Here is a 15633-nt window from a genome sequence, read left to right as displayed (position 1 = left end):
TTCACTCGGCGCCCAGCACCGCACGCAGCTGAGCCAGCCCCCAGTCCAGGTCCTCCTTGCTGATGACCAGCGGCGGGGCGATCCGGACCGTGACCCCGTGGGTGTCCTTGACCAGGACGCCCCGGTCCATCAGCCGCTCGGAGATCTCGCGCCCCGTGCCGTACTCGGGGGCGATGTCGACACCCGCCCACAGCCCCCGCCCGCGTACCGCCGTGACATGCCCCGTGCTCGTCAGCAGCCCCAGCTCCCGGTGCAGATGGTCACCCAGTTCCGTGGCGCGCCGCTGGTACTCGCCCGACCGCAGCATCGCGATCACCTCGAGGGCCACCGCGCAGGCCAGCGGGTTCCCGCCGAACGTCGACCCGTGCTCACCGGGGCGGAACACCCCGAGCACCTCCCTGCTGGACACCACCGCCGACACCGGCACGACCCCGCCCCCGAGCGCCTTGCCCAGCACATACACGTCCGGCACCACGTCCTCGTGCTCGCACGCGAAGGTGCGGCCCGTGCGCCCAAGACCGGACTGGATCTCGTCCGCGACGAAGAGGACGTTCCGCTCCCGCGTCACCTCCCGCACCCCGGCGAGGTAGCCGGGCGGCGGCACCAGCACGCCCGCCTCGCCCTGGATCGGCTCCAGCAACACCGCGACCGTCTCCTCGGTGACCGCGGCCCGCAGCGCGGCCAGGTCCCCGTACGGCACGATGTCGAAGCCCGGCGTGAACGGCCCGAAGTCCGTCCGGGCCTCCGCGTCCGTGGAGAAGCTGATGAGCGTCGTCGTACGGCCGTGGAAGTTGTCGCTCGCCACGACGATCCTCGCCCGGCCGTCGGGGACGCCCTTGACGCGGTACCCCCACTTCCGGGCCGTCTTCACGGCGGTCTCCACCGCCTCCGCGCCCGTGTTCATCGGCAGCACCATCTCCATGCCGCACAACTGCGCGAGCTGCGCGCAGAAGTCGGCGAACCGGTCGTGGTGAAAGGCCCGCGAGGTCAGCGTCACCCGCTCCAGCTGCGCCCGGGCCGCGTCGATGAGCCGCCGGTTGCAATGACCGAAGTTGAGCGCCGAGTAGCCGGCCAGCAGGTCGAGGAACCGGCGGCCCTCGACATCCGTCATCCAGGCCCCGTCCGCCGTCGCCACGACGACCGGCAGCGGGTGGTAGTTGTGCGCGCCGTGCGCGTCGGCGGAGGCGATGAGTCGTTCGGTGGTGGTCACGGGATCTCCGTTTCCTGCAGCGCGGGGATCGCTGCCGCACGGGGAGGGGCGGGCTCGTGGCCCCCTTCTTATCGTCGCTCGCATGGTGGACGCCGGAACCCGGCGATCCGGCGCGCCCGGTAGGCTGGCGGCGGGCCGTGACTGGCGCGCTGGGATGGGATCGACCATCGGGGAGCGGCTCGTGAACTGTGTGCCGTGCGCCTGGGCCGACTCGTGAACGCTGAACGCCACGTCCGGAGGCCTTCCATGCCCGAGCCCCTCTCCACCGAGTCCACCGCCTTCCGCAGCGCCCTCGACGTGATCCGGGCCGTGGAGCCCCGCGTCGCCGACGCCATCGGCCAGGAAATCGCCGACCAGCGCGACATGCTCAAACTGATCGCGTCCGAGAACTACGCCTCCCCGGCCACCCTGCTGGCGATGGGCAACTGGTTCAGCGACAAGTACGCCGAGGGCACCGTCGGCCGCCGCTTCTACGCCGGCTGCCGCAACGTCGACACCGTCGAGGCCCTCGCCGCCGAGCACGCCCGCGAGCTCTTCGGCGCCGAGCACGCCTACGCCCAGCCGCACTCCGGCATCGACGCCAACCTGGTCGCCTTCTGGGCCGTCCTCGCCCAGCGTGTCGAGGCCCCGGCCCTCGCGAAGGCCGGGGTCCGCAACGTCAACGACCTCTCCGGGGCCGACTGGGCCGAGCTGCGTCAGGCCTTCGGCAACCAGCGCATGCTCGGCATGTCCCTGGACGCGGGCGGCCACCTCACCCACGGCTTCCGCCCGAACATCTCAGGAAAGATGTTCGACCAGCGTTCGTACGGCACCGACCCCGCCACCGGTCTCATCGACTACGAGGCGCTGCGGGCGTCGGCCCGTGAGTTCAAGCCGCTGATCATCGTCGCCGGCTACTCCGCCTACCCCCGCCTGGTGAACTTCCGGATCATGCGGGAGATCGCCGACGAGGTCGGCGCGACCCTCATGGTCGACATGGCGCACTTCGCCGGTCTGGTCGCGGGCAAGGTCCTCACCGGCGACTTCGACCCGGTCCCGCACGCCCAGATCGTCACCACCACCACGCACAAGTCGCTGCGCGGCCCGCGCGGCGGCATGGTCCTGTGCGACGAGAGCCTCGCCGAGCAGGTCGACCGCGGCTGCCCGATGGTCCTCGGCGGCCCGCTCCCGCACGTCATGGCCGCCAAGGCCGTCGCGCTCGCCGAGGCCCGCCGCCCCGAGTTCCGCGACTACGCCCAGGCCGTCGTCGACAACGCGCGCGCCCTCGCCGAAGGCCTGATGCGGCGCGGCGCCACCCTGGTCACCGGCGGCACGGACAACCACCTCAACCTGATCGACGTCGCCTCCTCCTACGGCCTCACCGGCCGCCAGGCCGAGTCCGCGCTGCTCGACTCGGGCATCGTCACCAACCGCAACGCCATCCCGGCCGACCCGAACGGCGCCTGGTACACCTCCGGCATCCGCATCGGCACGCCCGCGCTGACCACCCGTGGTCTGGGCACCACCGAGATGGACGAGATCGCCGGTCTCATCGACCGCGTCCTCACCGCCGCCGAGCCCGGCACCACCGCCAAGGGCGCCCCGTCCAAGGCCCAGCACGTCCTGGACGCGAAGATCTCCGACGAGGTCTCCCACCGCGCCACCGACCTGCTGGCCCCGTTCCCGCTCTACCCGGAGATCGACCTCGGCTGACCCACCTCCTGGTTCAGAGGCCTCCTGGTCCAGAGGCCTCCTGGGTCAGAGGTCGATCAGCTCCTGTCGTGGTTCCCGCGGCGGTCCGGCTCCCTCCCGCCGGGCCGCCGCGCGGCGTACGAGGAAGGCGACGCCGGCCCCGAGGAGCAGACCCGCGCCCAGCCCGGGCAGCACCCACCGCGCACGCTCCTCGACACCCCGTTTCGAGCCCGGTGCGCTTGCGGCGGCGTCGAGCAGCTTCCCCCGCTCGACCACCCGCTCGTACACCGAGCGCGCCACGCGATGCCAGCGGATGTCGTCGTCGACCACATCGGGCGCGGGGTCCGTGCGTACCCAGGGCGTGCCGTCCGCGGCCACGAACAGCTGGTCCTGGCGGGCCATGGCGATGTCGCCCCCCGGTGCGCTGTCGGTCTGCGGCCAGCCCCCGACCCCGCTCAGCCCCCACACCACGGTGGCCCGCACCGGCGGGAAGTCGCCCGCCGCCCACGCGTCCGGCACCCGCTCGGTCCCCGTGAAGGTGGGAGTCAGCAGGTTCCACAGCCTTGTGAAGTCCCGCTCCCCGGAGTGCAGCGCGGTCGTCCGCCCCGTGCCGCCCTCGATGACCAGGGCCATGTCCGGCCCTCTCGGCCCCGCGGCCGGTGCGAGAGCCCCCGCCGGGTGCGCCGCCGCCACGGCGAGCACCACACCCGACAACACGACGATCCCCGATCTCATCCGTCTGCCTCGGCCCGCCATGCGTGTCCCCCGTCCGCCCGGCACCTGCCTCGAGTATCCGCCCGGGTCCCCCCTCCGGGGAGTGCTCTGCTCCCACCTGTTCCCGAGCTCCCGGGTGCACCTGAGAGAATGGTGAACATGGCCTCTGATCGTCCCCGCGTGCTCTCCGGAATCCAGCCCACGGCAGGCTCGTTCCACCTCGGCAACTACCTCGGCGCCGTCCGCCAGTGGGTGGCCCTGCAGGAGTCCCACGACGCCTTCTACATGGTCGTCGACCTGCACGCGATCACCGTGCCGCAGGACCCGGCGGACCTGCGGGCGAACACCCGGCTCGCCACCGCGCAGCTGCTCGCCGCCGGTCTCGAGCCGGACCGCTGCACGCTCTTCGTCCAGAGCCATGTCCCCGAGCACGCCCAGCTCGCCTGGATCATGAACTGCCTGACCGGTTTCGGCGAGGCCTCCCGCATGACCCAGTTCAAGGACAAGTCCGCCAGGCAGGGCTCGGACCGCGCGTCCGTCGGCCTGTTCACGTACCCGATCCTCCAGGTCGCCGACATCCTGCTGTACCAGGCGAACGAGGTCCCGGTCGGCGAGGACCAGCGCCAGCACGTCGAGCTGACCCGCGACCTCGCCGAGCGGTTCAACGGCCGCTTCGGCGAGACCTTCACGATCCCGAAGCCGTACATCCTCAAGGAGACGGCGAAGATCTACGACCTCCAGGATCCGTCGATCAAGATGAGCAAGTCGGCGTCCACGCCGAAGGGCCTCATCAACCTGCTCGACGAGCCGAAGACCACCGCCAAGAAGGTCAAGAGCGCGGTCACCGACACGGACACCGTCATCAGGTATGACAGCGAGCACAAACCGGGTATCAGCAATCTGCTGACCATCTACTCGACCCTCACCGGTGCCGGTATCGCGGAACTGGAGGAGAAGTACGCGGGCAAGGGCTACGGTGCGCTCAAGACGGACCTGGCCGAGGTCATGGTCGACTTCGTGACGCCGTTCCGGGAGCGCACCCAGCAGTACCTGGACGACCCGGAGACGCTCGACTCGATCCTGGCCAAGGGAGCCGAGAAGGCGCGCGCCGTCGCCGCGGAGACGCTCGCGCAGGCGTACGACCGGGTGGGCTTCCTGCCCGCCAAGCACTGAGGCGTACGACCGCACACACGTACCGCTGGGCAGAGCGCCGCACATCACTATGGCTGCGCCTGCCCACAACACAGCCGGGGCCTTACAGTCGATAGCCGGACGGCTGAGTACGAACCAGACAACGCGCCCGGCGACGCGAACGACAACGCAACCGGCAACGCGACCGACAACGCACCGGACACGACGACAGGAGACGACGTGGGGACCGTAACGATCGGCGTGTCGATCGCGGTCCCGGAGCCTCACGGCAGCCTGCTCCAGGAGCGGCGCGCGGACTTCGGCGACCCCGCGGCTTGTGGCATCCCCACGCACGTCACCCTGGTGCCACCGACGGAGGTCCACGCCGCCGACCTGCCGGCCGTCGAGGCGCACCTGACCGAGGTCGCCGCGGCCGGCCGGCCCTTCCCGATGCGACTGTCCGGCACCGGCACCTTCCGGCCCCTGTCGCCGGTGGTGTTCGTGAAGGTCGTCCAGGGCGTCGAGGCCTGCACCTGGCTCCAGCAGCGGGTCCGCGACGCCTCCGGTCCGGTGGCACGCGAGCTGCAGTTCCCGTACCACCCGCACGTCACGGTGGCGCACGGCATCGACGACGCGGCGATGGACCGCGCCTTCCAGGAGCTCGCCGACTACGACGCCGAGTGGTCCTGCATGGGGTTCGCGCTCTACGAGCAGGGCTCCGACGGGGTGTGGCGCAAGCTCCGGGAGTTCGCCTTCGGGGGAACCGTGGTGCCACCGCAGGCGGGCCACATGGACATCGAGCGCGGGACCATCGCCAGCCGCTAGGGGCGGTCGAGCTAGATCGGCAGGCGCCGGAACACCGCCCGCGGTACGTGCCGCAGCGCCGCCATCACCAGTCGCAGCGCCCCCGGCACCCACACCGTCTCCGAGCGCCGTCGCAGCCCCACCTCGATGGCCGTCGCGACCGCTTCCGGTGTGGTGGCCATGGGCGCTTCGGTGCGCCCCGCGGTCATCTTCGTACGGACGAACCCCGGGCGTACGACCATCACATGGACGCCGGTGCCGTGCAGCGCGTCGCCCAGGCCCTGGGCGAAGGCGTCCAGGCCCGCCTTGCTGGACCCGTAGATGAAGTTGGAGCGGCGGGCCCGCTCGCCCGCGACCGAGGAGAGCACCACCAGGGAACCGTGCCCCTGTGTCTGGAGGGCTCGCGCGCACACCAGCCCGGCCGACACCGCGCCCGTGTAGTTGGTCTGCGCGATCCGGGCGGCGGCCACCGGCTCCCGCTCGTCCCGGGCCTGGTCGCCGAGGACCCCGAAGGCGAGCAGCACCATGTCGAGGTCGCCCTCGGCGAAGACCTTGCCGAGGACCGTCTCGTGGGACTCGGGGTCGAGCGCGTCGAAGGACAAGGTACGGACGTCCGCGCCCAGTGCGCGCAGGTGCTCGGCGTCCCGCTCCAGGGCCGGCGAGGGCCGTCCGGCGAGCCACACCGTGCGGGTGCGCCGGGCGATCAGACGGCGCGCCGTGGCCAGCGCGATCTCGGACGTGCCGCCGAGGACCAGCAGGGACTGGGGGGCTCCGAAGGCGTCCTTCATGACAACTCCTAGAGGGGAGGGGTGAGGAGGCGGGACGGTTCTAGAGGTCGAGGCGGCGGGACAGGTCGGACGTGAACACCCCGCGTGGGTCCAACTCGGCCCGCAGTCGCCGGAATTCGGTGAGCCGTGGATACATCCCGGCCAGCAGTTCCGGCCGCAGTCGCGCGTCCTTCGCCAGGTACACGCGCCCGCCCGCCCCGGCCACCTCCTCGTCCAGCTCGTCGAGGAAGGCGCCGAGGCCCGGCAGGCTCGCGGGGATGTCCAGGGCGAGGGTCCAGCCCGGCATCGGGAAGGAGAGCCAGCCCGGATCGCCCTGGCCGAAGCGCTTCAGGACGGCGAGGAAGGACGGGCACCGGCGTTCGGCGATGCGCCGCACGATGCGCCGCAGGGCCTCCTCGCGCCCGTGTCCGACGGCGAACTGGTACTGCACGAAGCCGCCGCGCCCGTAGACCCGGTTCCAGTGCGGCACCCCGTCGAGCGGGTGGAAGAAGGCCGAGATCCGCTGCAGTTCCCCGGCGCGCGCGCGAGGTGCCTTCCGGTACCAGAGCTCATTGAAGAGGCCCACTGTTCCGCGGCCGAGCAGCCCCTCCGGTACGAAGGCGGGCGCGGACGGGAACCGTGCCGGGCGGAAGGCCAGCGGGCGCCGACGCGCGCGAGGGGGGAGCGCGTCCAGGGGCGCGTGTTCCCCACGGGTCAGCACCGAGCGTCCTGTCGAGCGGCCGCGCGCGAGCAGGTCGATCCAGGCGACCGAGTACCCGTAGCGATGGTCCGTGGCGGTGAGACGGGCCATCAGGTCGTCCAGGTCCGCCGCGCGTTCGGTGTCGACGGACATCAGTGAGGTGGCGACGGGCCGGAGCCGGACGGTCGCCGTGAGGATCACCCCGGTCAGGCCCATGCCGCCCGTGGTGGCGTCGAACAGAGGGGTGTCGCGGCGCACCGTGCGGATCGCGCCGTCCGCGGTCAGCAGCTCGAAGGAGAGGACGTGGCGGCCGAACGAGCCGGACACGTGGTGGTTCTTGCCGTGGATGTCCGCGCCGATCGCGCCGCCGACCGTCACATAGCGGGTCCCGGGCGTGACCGGCACGAACCAGCCGAGCGGGAGCAGGACTTCCATCAGCCGGTGCAGGCTCACGCCCGCGTCGCAGAGTACGGTCCCGCCGGCGGCGTCGATCGCGTGGATGCGGTTGAGGCCGGTCATGTCGAGCACGGCCCCGCCCGCGTTCTGTGCCGCGTCCCCGTACGCCCGGCCCAGGCCCCGTGCGATGCCTCCGCGGGCCCCGCAGGCGCGGACGGCGGCGGCCGCTTCCTCGTAGGTGCGCGGGTGGACCAGTCGGGCGGTGGTCGGGGCGGTGCGGCCCCAGCCCGTGACGGAGACGGACTCGGCCGGGTCGGAGGCGGATCCGGCCGGGTCCGAGGCGGGCTCGGCCGGGTCGGAGACGGCGTCGGAAGGCATGACCGTGACCGTATCGGCGAAAAAGGTGCATAAAGCCCTCACCTCTCCCGTCTTCGCGGCTCCTCACCGAAATGGGTGATTAATGGGATGTCGTACAAGATTTCCGTAATTCTGTGGCCACTCCCTAGAAGAGTGAGATCACATGGACGACCTTGACGACATGGACCGCCGACGCTGGGACGGCATGGACCGTCGGCTGCTGTCGGCCCTTTATGAGCGCGGCACGGATCCACGCGTGGCGGCCGTCGCTCGTACCCTTTCCTGGACCGGGGAGCACGGCGCGCTGTGGCTCGGGGCCGGGCTCACGGGGGCGGTGGTCGACCGCGAGCGGCGCGGCGCGTGGCTGCGCGGCACGGCACTCACCGCCACCGCGCACCTCGCCAGCATGGGTGTGAAGCGGATCGTGCGCCGTCCACGCCCCGCGCACATCGTTCCGCTGGTGCGCACGGCCGGACGTCACTCGTTCCCCAGCTCCCACGCCACGGCCGCGACCGCCGCGGCGGTGGCCTTCGGCGCGCTCGGGGCCCGCCCGCTGCTCCCGCTCGCCGCCGCGATGTGCCTCTCCCGGCTGGTGGCCGGCGTGCACTACCCCTCGGACGTGGTCGCGGGCGCCGCCCTGGGCGCCCTGACGGCGCGTCTGGGCGCCCGCTGGATCGAGGCCGGCCATGGCTGAGCGCACGGTGCTCCTGGAGCCCACGCCGACCGCCCCGGCGCCCGAGAGGACTCTCACCGGCCTCGCCCGGGGGCTCCTCAGGACCACCCGTCCCCGTCAGTGGGTGAAGAACCTGCTGGTCGTGGCGGCCCCGGCGGCGGCGGGCCAGCTCTTCTCCCGGCATGCGGTGATCCAACTCGCGCTCGTCTTCGTCCTGTTCACCGCCTGCGCCGCCGCCGTGTACCTGATCAACGACGCCCGGGACGCCGACGCCGACCGCGCCCACCCGGTCAAGCGCCGCCGCCCGGTCGCCGCGGGCCAGGTCCCCGTCTCCCTCGCGTATGCCGCGGGGGGCGTCCTCGCCGTCCTCGCCCCGGTCGCCGCCGCCTTGTTGTCCTCTCCGGTCACCGCGGCAGTGCTGACCGCCTACCTCGGTATGCAACTGGCGTACTGCGTCAGCCTCAAGCACGTCCTGGTCGTCGACCTCGCCGTCGTGACGACCGGTTTCCTGATGCGGGCGATGATCGGCGGGCTCGCCCTCGGCATCCCGCTCTCCCGCTGGTTCCTGATCACCACGGGCTTCGGCGCCCTCTTCATGGTGGCGGCGAAACGGTACTCCGAGGCCGTCCAGCTGGCCGGGAGCCCCGGTGCCACCCGCGCGCTGCTCACCGAGTACACCACCGGCTATCTGCGCTTCGTCTGGCAGCTGGCCGCCGGGGTCGCCGTCCTCGCCTACTGCCTGTGGGCCCTGGAGGACGGCGATGTGCCCGGCGCCGGGGTGCTGCCCTGGCGCCAACTGTCCATGGTCGCCTTCATCCTGGCCGTCCTGCGCTACGCCGTCTTCGCCGACCGGGGCACGGCGGGCGAACCCGAGGACGTCGTCCTGCGCGACCGCGCGCTCGCCCTGATCGGAGTGGTGTGGCTGGCGATGTACGGGCTCGCGGTCGTGAACTGGTGAGCCCGGCCCAGCGGCCCCTGACCCAGGAGCTCCTGGGCTTCGCCACCGTCGGCGTCCTCGCCTACGCCGCCGACCTCGGCCTCTTCCTCTGGCTGCGCGGCCCCGTGGGCCTCGACCCGTTCACCGCCAAGGCGCTGTCCTTCGCGGCGGGCTGCTCGGTCGCGTACACGGGCAACGCGCTCGGCACCTACCGGCACCACCCCGTGCGGGGGCCCCGGCGGTGCCGCGACTTCCTGGTGTTCCTCGCCGTGAACCTCGCGGGCGCCCTCGTCCAGCTCCTGTGCATCGCCGTCAGCCACCATGGCCTCGGGCTCACCTCGCGGCGCGCCGACACGGTCTCCGGTGCCGGGATCGGTATGGCACTCGCCACGGTCCTGCGTTTTTGGGGTACCCGGACATTGGTCTTCCGAGGCGAGGGCAGAGTCGGATCATGGACTGGCTGAAAAAGCTTCCCGGCGTGGGGCCGTTGGTCACCCGCCTGATGGCCACGCACGCGTGGCGGTCGTACGAGCGTCTGGACCGGGTGAAGTGGGCGCGGCTCGCCGCCGCGATGACCTTCATCAGCTTCGTGGCGCTCTTCCCGCTGCTGACCGTCGGCGCCGCGATCGCCGCCGCCACCCTCACCAGCCAGCGGCAGAAGGAGCTTCAGGACAAGATCGCCGATCAGGTGCCGGGCATCTCCGACCAGCTCGACATCAACGGGCTGGTCCAGAACGCCGGCACCATCGGGCTCATCGCGGGCGCCGTCCTGCTGTTCACCGGCATCGGCTGGGTCGGCTCCATGCGGGACTGTCTGCGCGCGGTCTGGGAGCTGCCCGACAGGGAGGAGAACCCCCTCCTGCGCAAGCTCCTGGACGCCGGGATCCTCGTCGGACTCGGCGGTGCCGTACTCGTCACCATCGCCGTCTCCACGGTCGCGTCCTCGATGGTGGGCTGGACGGCCCGGCAGCTCGGCATCGGCGAACACGACTGGGGGAGCGTGCTGCTGCAGTCCGCCGCGTTCGCCGTCGCCGTGCTCGCCGACTTCCTGGTGCTCCTGTACGTCCTGACCCTGCTGCCGGGCGTCGAGCCGCCGCGCCACCGGCTCGTCGTCGCCGCGCTGATGGGCGCCGTCGGCTTCGAGCTGCTCAAGCTGCTGCTCAGCAGCTATATGCGGGGGGTGGCGTCGAAGAGCATGTACGGCGCCTTCGGGGTGCCCGTCGCGCTGCTGCTGTGGATCAACTTCACCGCGAAGCTGGTGCTGTTCTGCGCCGCCTGGACGGCCACGGGACATGCCGACTCCGGCCCGAAACAACGCGACGACGCCCCCTACGAGCCCGGAGAGCCCGACGCCCCCGAGGAGCCCGAGAAGGTCAGCGGCGGCGGCGCATCAGGTCAGGGAGGGGCCAGCGGCGGTTGACGAGGAAGACGGCGCCGGCGACCAGGACGAGCAGGCCGCCCGTGACGGCCAGGGCGGTTCCGATCCCGCTGGTGCCGTCCTTCGACGCCGCGGAGGCGGCCACCGGTGAGGCGGAGGCCTTGTCCCCGCGGCCCCCGGTGGACGTCGGTGCGTCGGATCCGGCGGACGCGGACGCACCCGCCTGCGCGCCGGTGTCGACGCCCTTCGGCGGCACCAGCTCACCCACCGGCGTGACCTTGCCGGTCGCGCCGAACCCCCAGTCGAGCAGCCGCGCGGCCTCCTTGTAGACCTCGTTGTGCTCGTCCTTCTCCGGATTCATCACGGTGACCAGGAGCACCTTGCCGTTCCGCTCGGCGACACCGGTGAAGGTGGCGCCCGCGTTGGTGGTGTTGCCGTTCTTCACGCCCGCGATGCCCTGGTACGTGGAGACGTCGGTGTCGCCGGTCAGCAGGCGGTTGGTGTTCTGGATCTCGAAGGTCTCGCGGGTCGTCTTCCCCTTGTCGTTCTTCTTCGTCTCGCCCGGGAACTTCGCCCGCACCGTCGAGCAGTACTCCCGGAAGTCCTTCTTCTGCAGCCCGGAGCGGGCGAACAGCGTCAGGTCGTACGCCGACGACACCTGGCCCGGCTGGTCGTAGCCGTCGGGGCTGACCACATGTGTGTCGAGGGCCTGCAGGTCCTCGGCGTGCGCCTGCATGTCCTTGACCGTCTGGTCGACGCCGCCGTTCATCGCCGACAGCACGTGCACGGCGTCGTTGCCGGAGCGCAGGAAGACACCGAGCCACAGATCGTGCACGGTGTACGTCTCCTCCTCCTTTATCCCCACCATGCTGGAGCCCGCGCCGATGCCCGAGAGGTCGGTGACGGCGACCTTGTGCCGCTCGGTCCCGGGGAACTTCGGCAGCACGGTGTCGGCGAAGAGCATCTTCAGGGTGCTCGCCGGGGGCAGCCGCCAGTGCGCGTTGTGGGCGGCCAGCACGTCACCCGACTCGGCGTCGGTGACGATCCAGGAGCGTGCGGTCACCTCCTTGGGCAGCACCGGGGCGCCCGCGCCGAGATCCACCTGGGTCCCGGCCTGTCCCAGCCGCGCTCCACCCACCGTCGACATGTTCGCCGGTGGAGTGGCGCTCGGACTCGCCGTCGGTGACGGCGACGACGACGGCTTGCCGGCCGCGAAGACGGGGACGGTTGTCGTCAGTGAAAGAGACAACAGGGTGGCGGAAGTGACCAGCATCGATCGCCGGATGGTCTTTTTGGTGACGGGCACGGTCGAGAAAGTACAGGGCGTGGGCTGGGAAGTCCCCTCACCGGACCGTGGAGTCCCCAGGTCCCGGCCACCCCGGCGCCGGGTCCCGGCCGGCGACGGCGATACTGGACCCATGCTGTGCCCACCCGGGGGACAACCCCCGGACCCCCGGCCCGTTGGGTCGGCTTCGGGTGCCCGGCATGGTGATGAAAGGTCCCTTCGCGTGAAACTCAGCCGCCCCGTCTCCTGGTTCCTGCTCGCCTTCGGAGTGTGGAGCTGGGTCATTTGGGTCACTTTCGTCAAAAACCTGTGGAAGGACGGCAGCGGGCTCGCGTTCAACGACGCGGGGGATCCGACGGCGTACTTCTGGGTGCACCTGACGCTCGCCGTCGTCTCCTTTGTCTTGGGGACGGTCGTCGGGGGCATCGGGTTCCGCGGACTGCGCGCGTTGCGCCAGACGTCATAACAACAGGGGACGAACGGGGGGCAACCGAACACCACGGAACGCAACGGGGGGCACGGCGTCTTGGTCATCGTCTTCGTACTGGTGGGACTGCTCGCCCTCGCCGCGGTCGCGGGGCTGTACTGGTACGTGTGGCGCCGTCTGGTGCGCGACACGACGTCCGGTCCGGGGCTCGCCCGGCGCGCGGGCACGGTGGTCTTCGTCGCGGGGCCGGTGCTGATGATCGCCGCGGTCGCCGCGGAGCGCGCCGGTGCGCCCTTCTGGCTCCAGCGGGTGCTGGCCTGGCCGGGGTTCCTGTGGATGGCGCTGTCGATCTATCTGCTGCTGGGCGCGGTGGCGGGTGAGGTCGTACGACCGCTGCTGCGCCGGGTCGTGGAACGGCGCGGGGCCCCCTCCGCGGCCGCACCGCACACGGCACCCGTACCGCACACGGAGTCGGTACCGACGGGAGCGGCACCCCGGGAGCCCCAGGAACCCCAAGAGCTCCCACCTGTCGAACCGTCACGGCCCGTCACCACGCCCTCGCGGCGGCTCTTCGTCTCGCGCGCCGTCGGCGGGGCGGCCGCGGCCGTCGCCGTGGGGACCGTGGGGTACGGGACGTACGGGGTACTGCGCGGGCCCCGGGTGAAGCGGGTCACCGTGCCGCTCGCCAAACTGCCTCGGTCCGCTCATGGCTACCGGATCGCCGTGGTGAGCGACATCCACCTCGGGCCCGTCCTGGGCAGGGACTTCTGTCAGCGGGTCGTCGACACGATCAACTCGACGCAGCCCGACCTGATCGCGGTGGTCGGGGACCTGGTCGACGGGAGTGTGAAGGACCTCGGACCCGCCGCGGCGCCCCTCGCGCGGCTTCGGGCGCGGCACGGCTCGTACTTCGTCACGGGCAACCACGAGTACTACTCCGGCGCCGCGCAATGGGTACGGGAAGTACGGGAACTGGGTCTGCACCCGCTCGAGAACGCGCGGACGGAAATGGCCGGATTCGATCTCGCGGGCGTCAATGACGTCGCGGGGGAGAGCGAGGGGCACGGGCCCGACTTCGGCAGGGCGCTGGGGGACCGGGACACCTCGCGGGCCGTGGTGCTGCTCGCCCATCAGCCGGTCCAGATCCACGACGCGGTCAAGCACGGTGTCGACCTTCAGCTCTCCGGGCACACCCACGGCGGACAGCTCTGGCCCGGCAACTACATCGCGGAACTGGCCAATCCCACGGTCGCGGGGCTGGAGCGGTACGGCGACACGCAGCTGTACGTCTCCCGGGGCGCGGGTGCGTGGGGGCCGCCGACCCGGGTGGGCGCGCCGTCGGACATCACCGTCGTGGAACTGGCGTCCCCGCAAGCCTGAGAACCGGCTGTGAAACAGGGGCGAAACGGCCTCTCCCAATACCCCGTTTGATTCTTCGAACACCTCTTCCCTCAGACGAAACACCTGTGGTTGGGTGATCCGCGTCACTGGGGAGTGACACGGGGCGTGGCCTGGGGAGGGGCGCCGATGCGATCGGTTCGCATACGGATTCTCGCGGTGCTGGCGGTACTGGTGGCCGTGGGAGTGGGCGGCTGGCAGTTACTGCCGTCGAAGATGAACGACGACAGGACCATCACGGTCGGGACGACGGACGCCGTCACCTCGCTCGACCCGGCCGGCGCGTACGACGCCGGCTCCTGGGCCCTGTTCAGCAATGTGTTCCAGTCACTGCTGACGTTCGAGCCCGGTGGCGCGGCGCCCGTGCCGGACGCGGCGAAGAGCTGCGGGTTCGTGGGCAGCGGGCTGCGGACCTATGCCTGCACCCTGCGCGACGACCTGACCTTCCCGAGCGGGAGCAAGGTGACCGCCGAGGACGTGAAGTTCTCCTTCGACCGGGTCAAGGCCATCAATTCCGAGGTGGGGCCCGCGTCCCTGTTCTCCACCCTCGGCTCGGTGGACGCCAAGGGCCTCAAGGTCACCTTCCACCTGTCCTCGCCGGACGCCACCTTCCCCTTCAAGGTGGCCACCGGAGCCGGGTCGATCGTCGACCACGCCCGCTACGCGAAGCACGCCCTGCGCAAGGACGCGGGCGCCGACGGCACCGGGGTGTACGTACTGAAGACGTATACGAAGGACAAGCGGGCCGTTCTCGCGCCCAACAAGCACTACAGAGGCGCCGTCAAGGGGAGCGGCACGCCCACCGTGCTGCGCTACTACGCCACCCCCGCGGCCCTGGAGAGCGCGTGGAAGGCGAAGCAGGTCGATGTCGCGACGCGTCAGCTGACGCCCGCGACGCTCGCCGCCCTCTCGCCGAGCGACCCCGACCAGCACGTCACCGAGGCCGACAGCGCCGAGACCCGCAACCTCGTCCTCAACGTCCGCGCGAGCTCGCCGCTGCACAACCTCCTCGTACGCCAGGCCGTCGCCGCTCTGATCAACCGAGAGCAACTGGTCAGCCAGACCTACAAGGGGACGACCGAGCCGCTGTACGGGCTGATCCCGGCGGGCATCACCGGACACTCGACGTCGTTCTTCGACGCCTATCCCAAGCCCGACGCGGAGAAGGCGAAGGCCCTGCTCACCGAGGCCGGGGTGTCCCTGCCGGTGCGCTTCACCTACGGATACGCCGAGGGGCGGGGCGCCGCCGGTGAGGAGGCCGCCGAGCTCAAGCGGCAGCTGGAGGCGGGCGGCCTGTTCAAGGTGGACATCGAGGGCTACGAGTGGACCGACTTCCAGAAGCGGTACGCCGAGGGCAAGTTGGACGCCTGGGCGGTCGGCTGGGTCGCCGACTTCCCCGACCCGGACACCTTCAGCACCCCGCTCGTCGGCACCGGCAACAGCATGAAGAACGGGTACAGCAGCAAGGACGTGGACCGGCTGATTCAGGACAGCCAGCACTATGAGGACCGCAGCCGAGTGTCCGACGACTTCCGGGCACTACAGGAAAGAGTGGCCCGCGATGTTCCCCTGATTCCCCTGTGGCAGCGCAAGGAGTACGTGCTCAGCAGTGAGGACGTCGGAGGCGGCCAGTATCTGTCGGACGGGACCGGTGTCTTCCGCCTGTGGCGGCTCAACTGGATCTGACACGTGACGCGATCTCACGGGGCGGCACCCCACCCCGTGTGGAGCCGGGGCCGCCACGGCGAGACCGTGTGGTCCCTCGTGGCGGCCCCGGCTCCCCGA

Annotated in this window: 15 protein-coding genes and 1 riboswitch; of the genes, 10 read left to right on the top strand and 5 right to left on the bottom strand. The window is 71.2% G+C overall.

Features of this window, described 5'->3' with window-relative positions:
* Position 1: 1 nt before the first annotated feature.
* A complete protein-coding gene (rocD, locus tag OG568_RS21215; RefSeq protein ID WP_266585038.1) occupies positions 2-1210 on the bottom strand; it encodes an ornithine--oxo-acid transaminase in 1209 nt (402 codons plus the stop codon).
* Between the two features lie 127 nt (positions 1211-1337).
* Positions 1338-1424, top strand: a riboswitch (ZMP/ZTP riboswitch).
* Between rocD and OG568_RS21210 the strand changes: the two genes are divergently transcribed.
* A complete protein-coding gene (locus OG568_RS21210) occupies positions 1406-2902 on the top strand; it encodes a glycine hydroxymethyltransferase (RefSeq protein WP_443077712.1) in 1497 nt (498 codons plus the stop codon). Its footprint overlaps the riboswitch before it by 19 nt.
* A 45-nt stretch (positions 2903-2947) precedes the next feature.
* On the opposite strand, the gene OG568_RS21205 is transcribed toward OG568_RS21210, so the two are convergent.
* Positions 2948-3616 carry a hypothetical protein gene (locus OG568_RS21205; RefSeq protein ID WP_329532728.1) on the bottom strand — a complete coding sequence of 223 codons (669 nt, stop codon included), beginning with the start codon at positions 3614-3616 and terminating at the stop codon, positions 2948-2950.
* Positions 3617-3754: 138 nt separating this feature from the next.
* On the opposite strand from OG568_RS21205, the gene trpS reads away from it, so the two are divergent.
* Entirely contained in the window at positions 3755-4768 is a 1014-nt protein-coding gene (trpS, locus tag OG568_RS21200; protein WP_266436850.1) for a tryptophan--tRNA ligase, read from the top strand.
* A 198-nt stretch (positions 4769-4966) separates the two neighbouring features.
* Positions 4967-5551, top strand: coding sequence for a 2'-5' RNA ligase family protein (locus tag OG568_RS21195; RefSeq protein WP_329532727.1), 585 nt, complete (start codon positions 4967-4969; stop codon positions 5549-5551).
* 11 nt (positions 5552-5562) lie between these two features.
* Here OG568_RS21195 and OG568_RS21190 read toward each other — a convergent pair whose 3' ends face one another.
* Positions 5563-6318: a decaprenylphospho-beta-D-erythro-pentofuranosid-2-ulose 2-reductase gene (locus OG568_RS21190; protein ID WP_329532726.1), complete on the bottom strand. Its 756-nt coding sequence runs from the start codon at positions 6316-6318 to the stop codon at positions 5563-5565.
* A gap of 40 nt (positions 6319-6358) precedes the next feature.
* Positions 6359-7771, bottom strand: coding sequence for an FAD-binding oxidoreductase (locus OG568_RS21185; protein WP_329532725.1), 1413 nt, complete (start codon positions 7769-7771; stop codon positions 6359-6361).
* Between the two features lie 142 nt (positions 7772-7913).
* Between OG568_RS21185 and OG568_RS21180 the strand changes: the two genes are divergently transcribed.
* The 4 genes from OG568_RS21180 to OG568_RS21165 are packed head-to-tail and all read left to right on the top strand — an operon-like array spanning position 7914 to position 10780.
* Positions 7914-8444, top strand: coding sequence for a phosphatase PAP2 family protein (locus OG568_RS21180; protein WP_329532724.1), 531 nt, complete (start codon positions 7914-7916; stop codon positions 8442-8444).
* Positions 8437-9381 carry a decaprenyl-phosphate phosphoribosyltransferase gene (locus tag OG568_RS21175; protein ID WP_329532723.1) on the top strand — a complete coding sequence of 315 codons (945 nt, stop codon included), beginning with the start codon at positions 8437-8439 and terminating at the stop codon, positions 9379-9381. The genes OG568_RS21180 and OG568_RS21175 overlap by 8 nt, the downstream gene beginning before the upstream one ends.
* On the top strand, positions 9378-9824 hold the full coding sequence (locus OG568_RS21170; RefSeq protein WP_266436838.1) for a GtrA family protein: 447 nt from the start codon (positions 9378-9380) through the stop codon (positions 9822-9824). The genes OG568_RS21175 and OG568_RS21170 overlap by 4 nt, the downstream gene beginning before the upstream one ends.
* Positions 9812-10780: a YihY/virulence factor BrkB family protein gene (locus tag OG568_RS21165; protein WP_329532722.1), complete on the top strand. Its 969-nt coding sequence runs from the start codon at positions 9812-9814 to the stop codon at positions 10778-10780. The genes OG568_RS21170 and OG568_RS21165 overlap by 13 nt, the downstream gene beginning before the upstream one ends.
* On the opposite strand, the gene OG568_RS21160 is transcribed toward OG568_RS21165, so the two are convergent.
* Positions 10734-12044, bottom strand: a complete 1311-nt coding sequence (locus tag OG568_RS21160; RefSeq protein WP_329532721.1) for a D-alanyl-D-alanine carboxypeptidase family protein — start codon at positions 12042-12044, stop codon at positions 10734-10736. The two genes, OG568_RS21165 and OG568_RS21160, sit on opposite strands and share 47 nt — an antisense overlap.
* Positions 12045-12246: 202 nt before the next feature.
* Here OG568_RS21160 and OG568_RS21155 point away from each other — a divergent pair, with 202 nt between their 5' ends.
* From OG568_RS21155 to OG568_RS21145, 3 genes are all read left to right on the top strand, one after another.
* Positions 12247-12489, top strand: a complete 243-nt coding sequence (locus OG568_RS21155; RefSeq protein ID WP_266436832.1) for an SCO4848 family membrane protein — start codon at positions 12247-12249, stop codon at positions 12487-12489.
* Between the two features lie 60 nt (positions 12490-12549).
* Positions 12550-13830, top strand: a complete 1281-nt coding sequence (locus OG568_RS21150) for a metallophosphoesterase (RefSeq protein ID WP_329532720.1) — start codon at positions 12550-12552, stop codon at positions 13828-13830.
* A gap of 147 nt (positions 13831-13977) precedes the next feature.
* Positions 13978-15534, top strand: coding sequence for an ABC transporter substrate-binding protein (locus tag OG568_RS21145; protein WP_329532719.1), 1557 nt, complete (start codon positions 13978-13980; stop codon positions 15532-15534).
* The last annotated feature ends 99 nt before the right edge of the window (positions 15535-15633 follow it).

Origin of the sequence: Streptomyces sp. NBC_01450, assembly GCF_036227505.1 — a bacterium.
GTDB lineage: Bacteria > Actinomycetota > Actinomycetes > Streptomycetales > Streptomycetaceae > Streptomyces.
Note: the sequence above shows the minus strand (reverse complement) of the source record. Positions and strands in the feature narration are given on the sequence as shown.

Coding starts and splice junctions, on each gene's coding strand:
- OG568_RS21205 (WP_329532728.1), bottom strand. CDS start 3,616: ATGAGATCGGGGATCGTCGTGTTGTCGGGTGTGGTGCTCGCCGTGGCG.
- trpS (WP_266436850.1), top strand. CDS start 3,755: ATGGCCTCTGATCGTCCCCGCGTGCTCTCCGGAATCCAGCCCACGGCA.
- OG568_RS21190 (WP_329532726.1), bottom strand. CDS start 6,318: ATGAAGGACGCCTTCGGAGCCCCCCAGTCCCTGCTGGTCCTCGGCGGC.
- OG568_RS21185 (WP_329532725.1), bottom strand. CDS start 7,771: ATGCCTTCCGACGCCGTCTCCGACCCGGCCGAGCCCGCCTCGGACCCG.
- OG568_RS21180 (WP_329532724.1), top strand. CDS start 7,914: ATGGACGACCTTGACGACATGGACCGCCGACGCTGGGACGGCATGGAC.
- OG568_RS21175 (WP_329532723.1), top strand. CDS start 8,437: ATGGCTGAGCGCACGGTGCTCCTGGAGCCCACGCCGACCGCCCCGGCG.
- OG568_RS21165 (WP_329532722.1), top strand. CDS start 9,812: ATGGACTGGCTGAAAAAGCTTCCCGGCGTGGGGCCGTTGGTCACCCGC.
- OG568_RS21145 (WP_329532719.1), top strand. CDS start 13,978: ATGCGATCGGTTCGCATACGGATTCTCGCGGTGCTGGCGGTACTGGTG.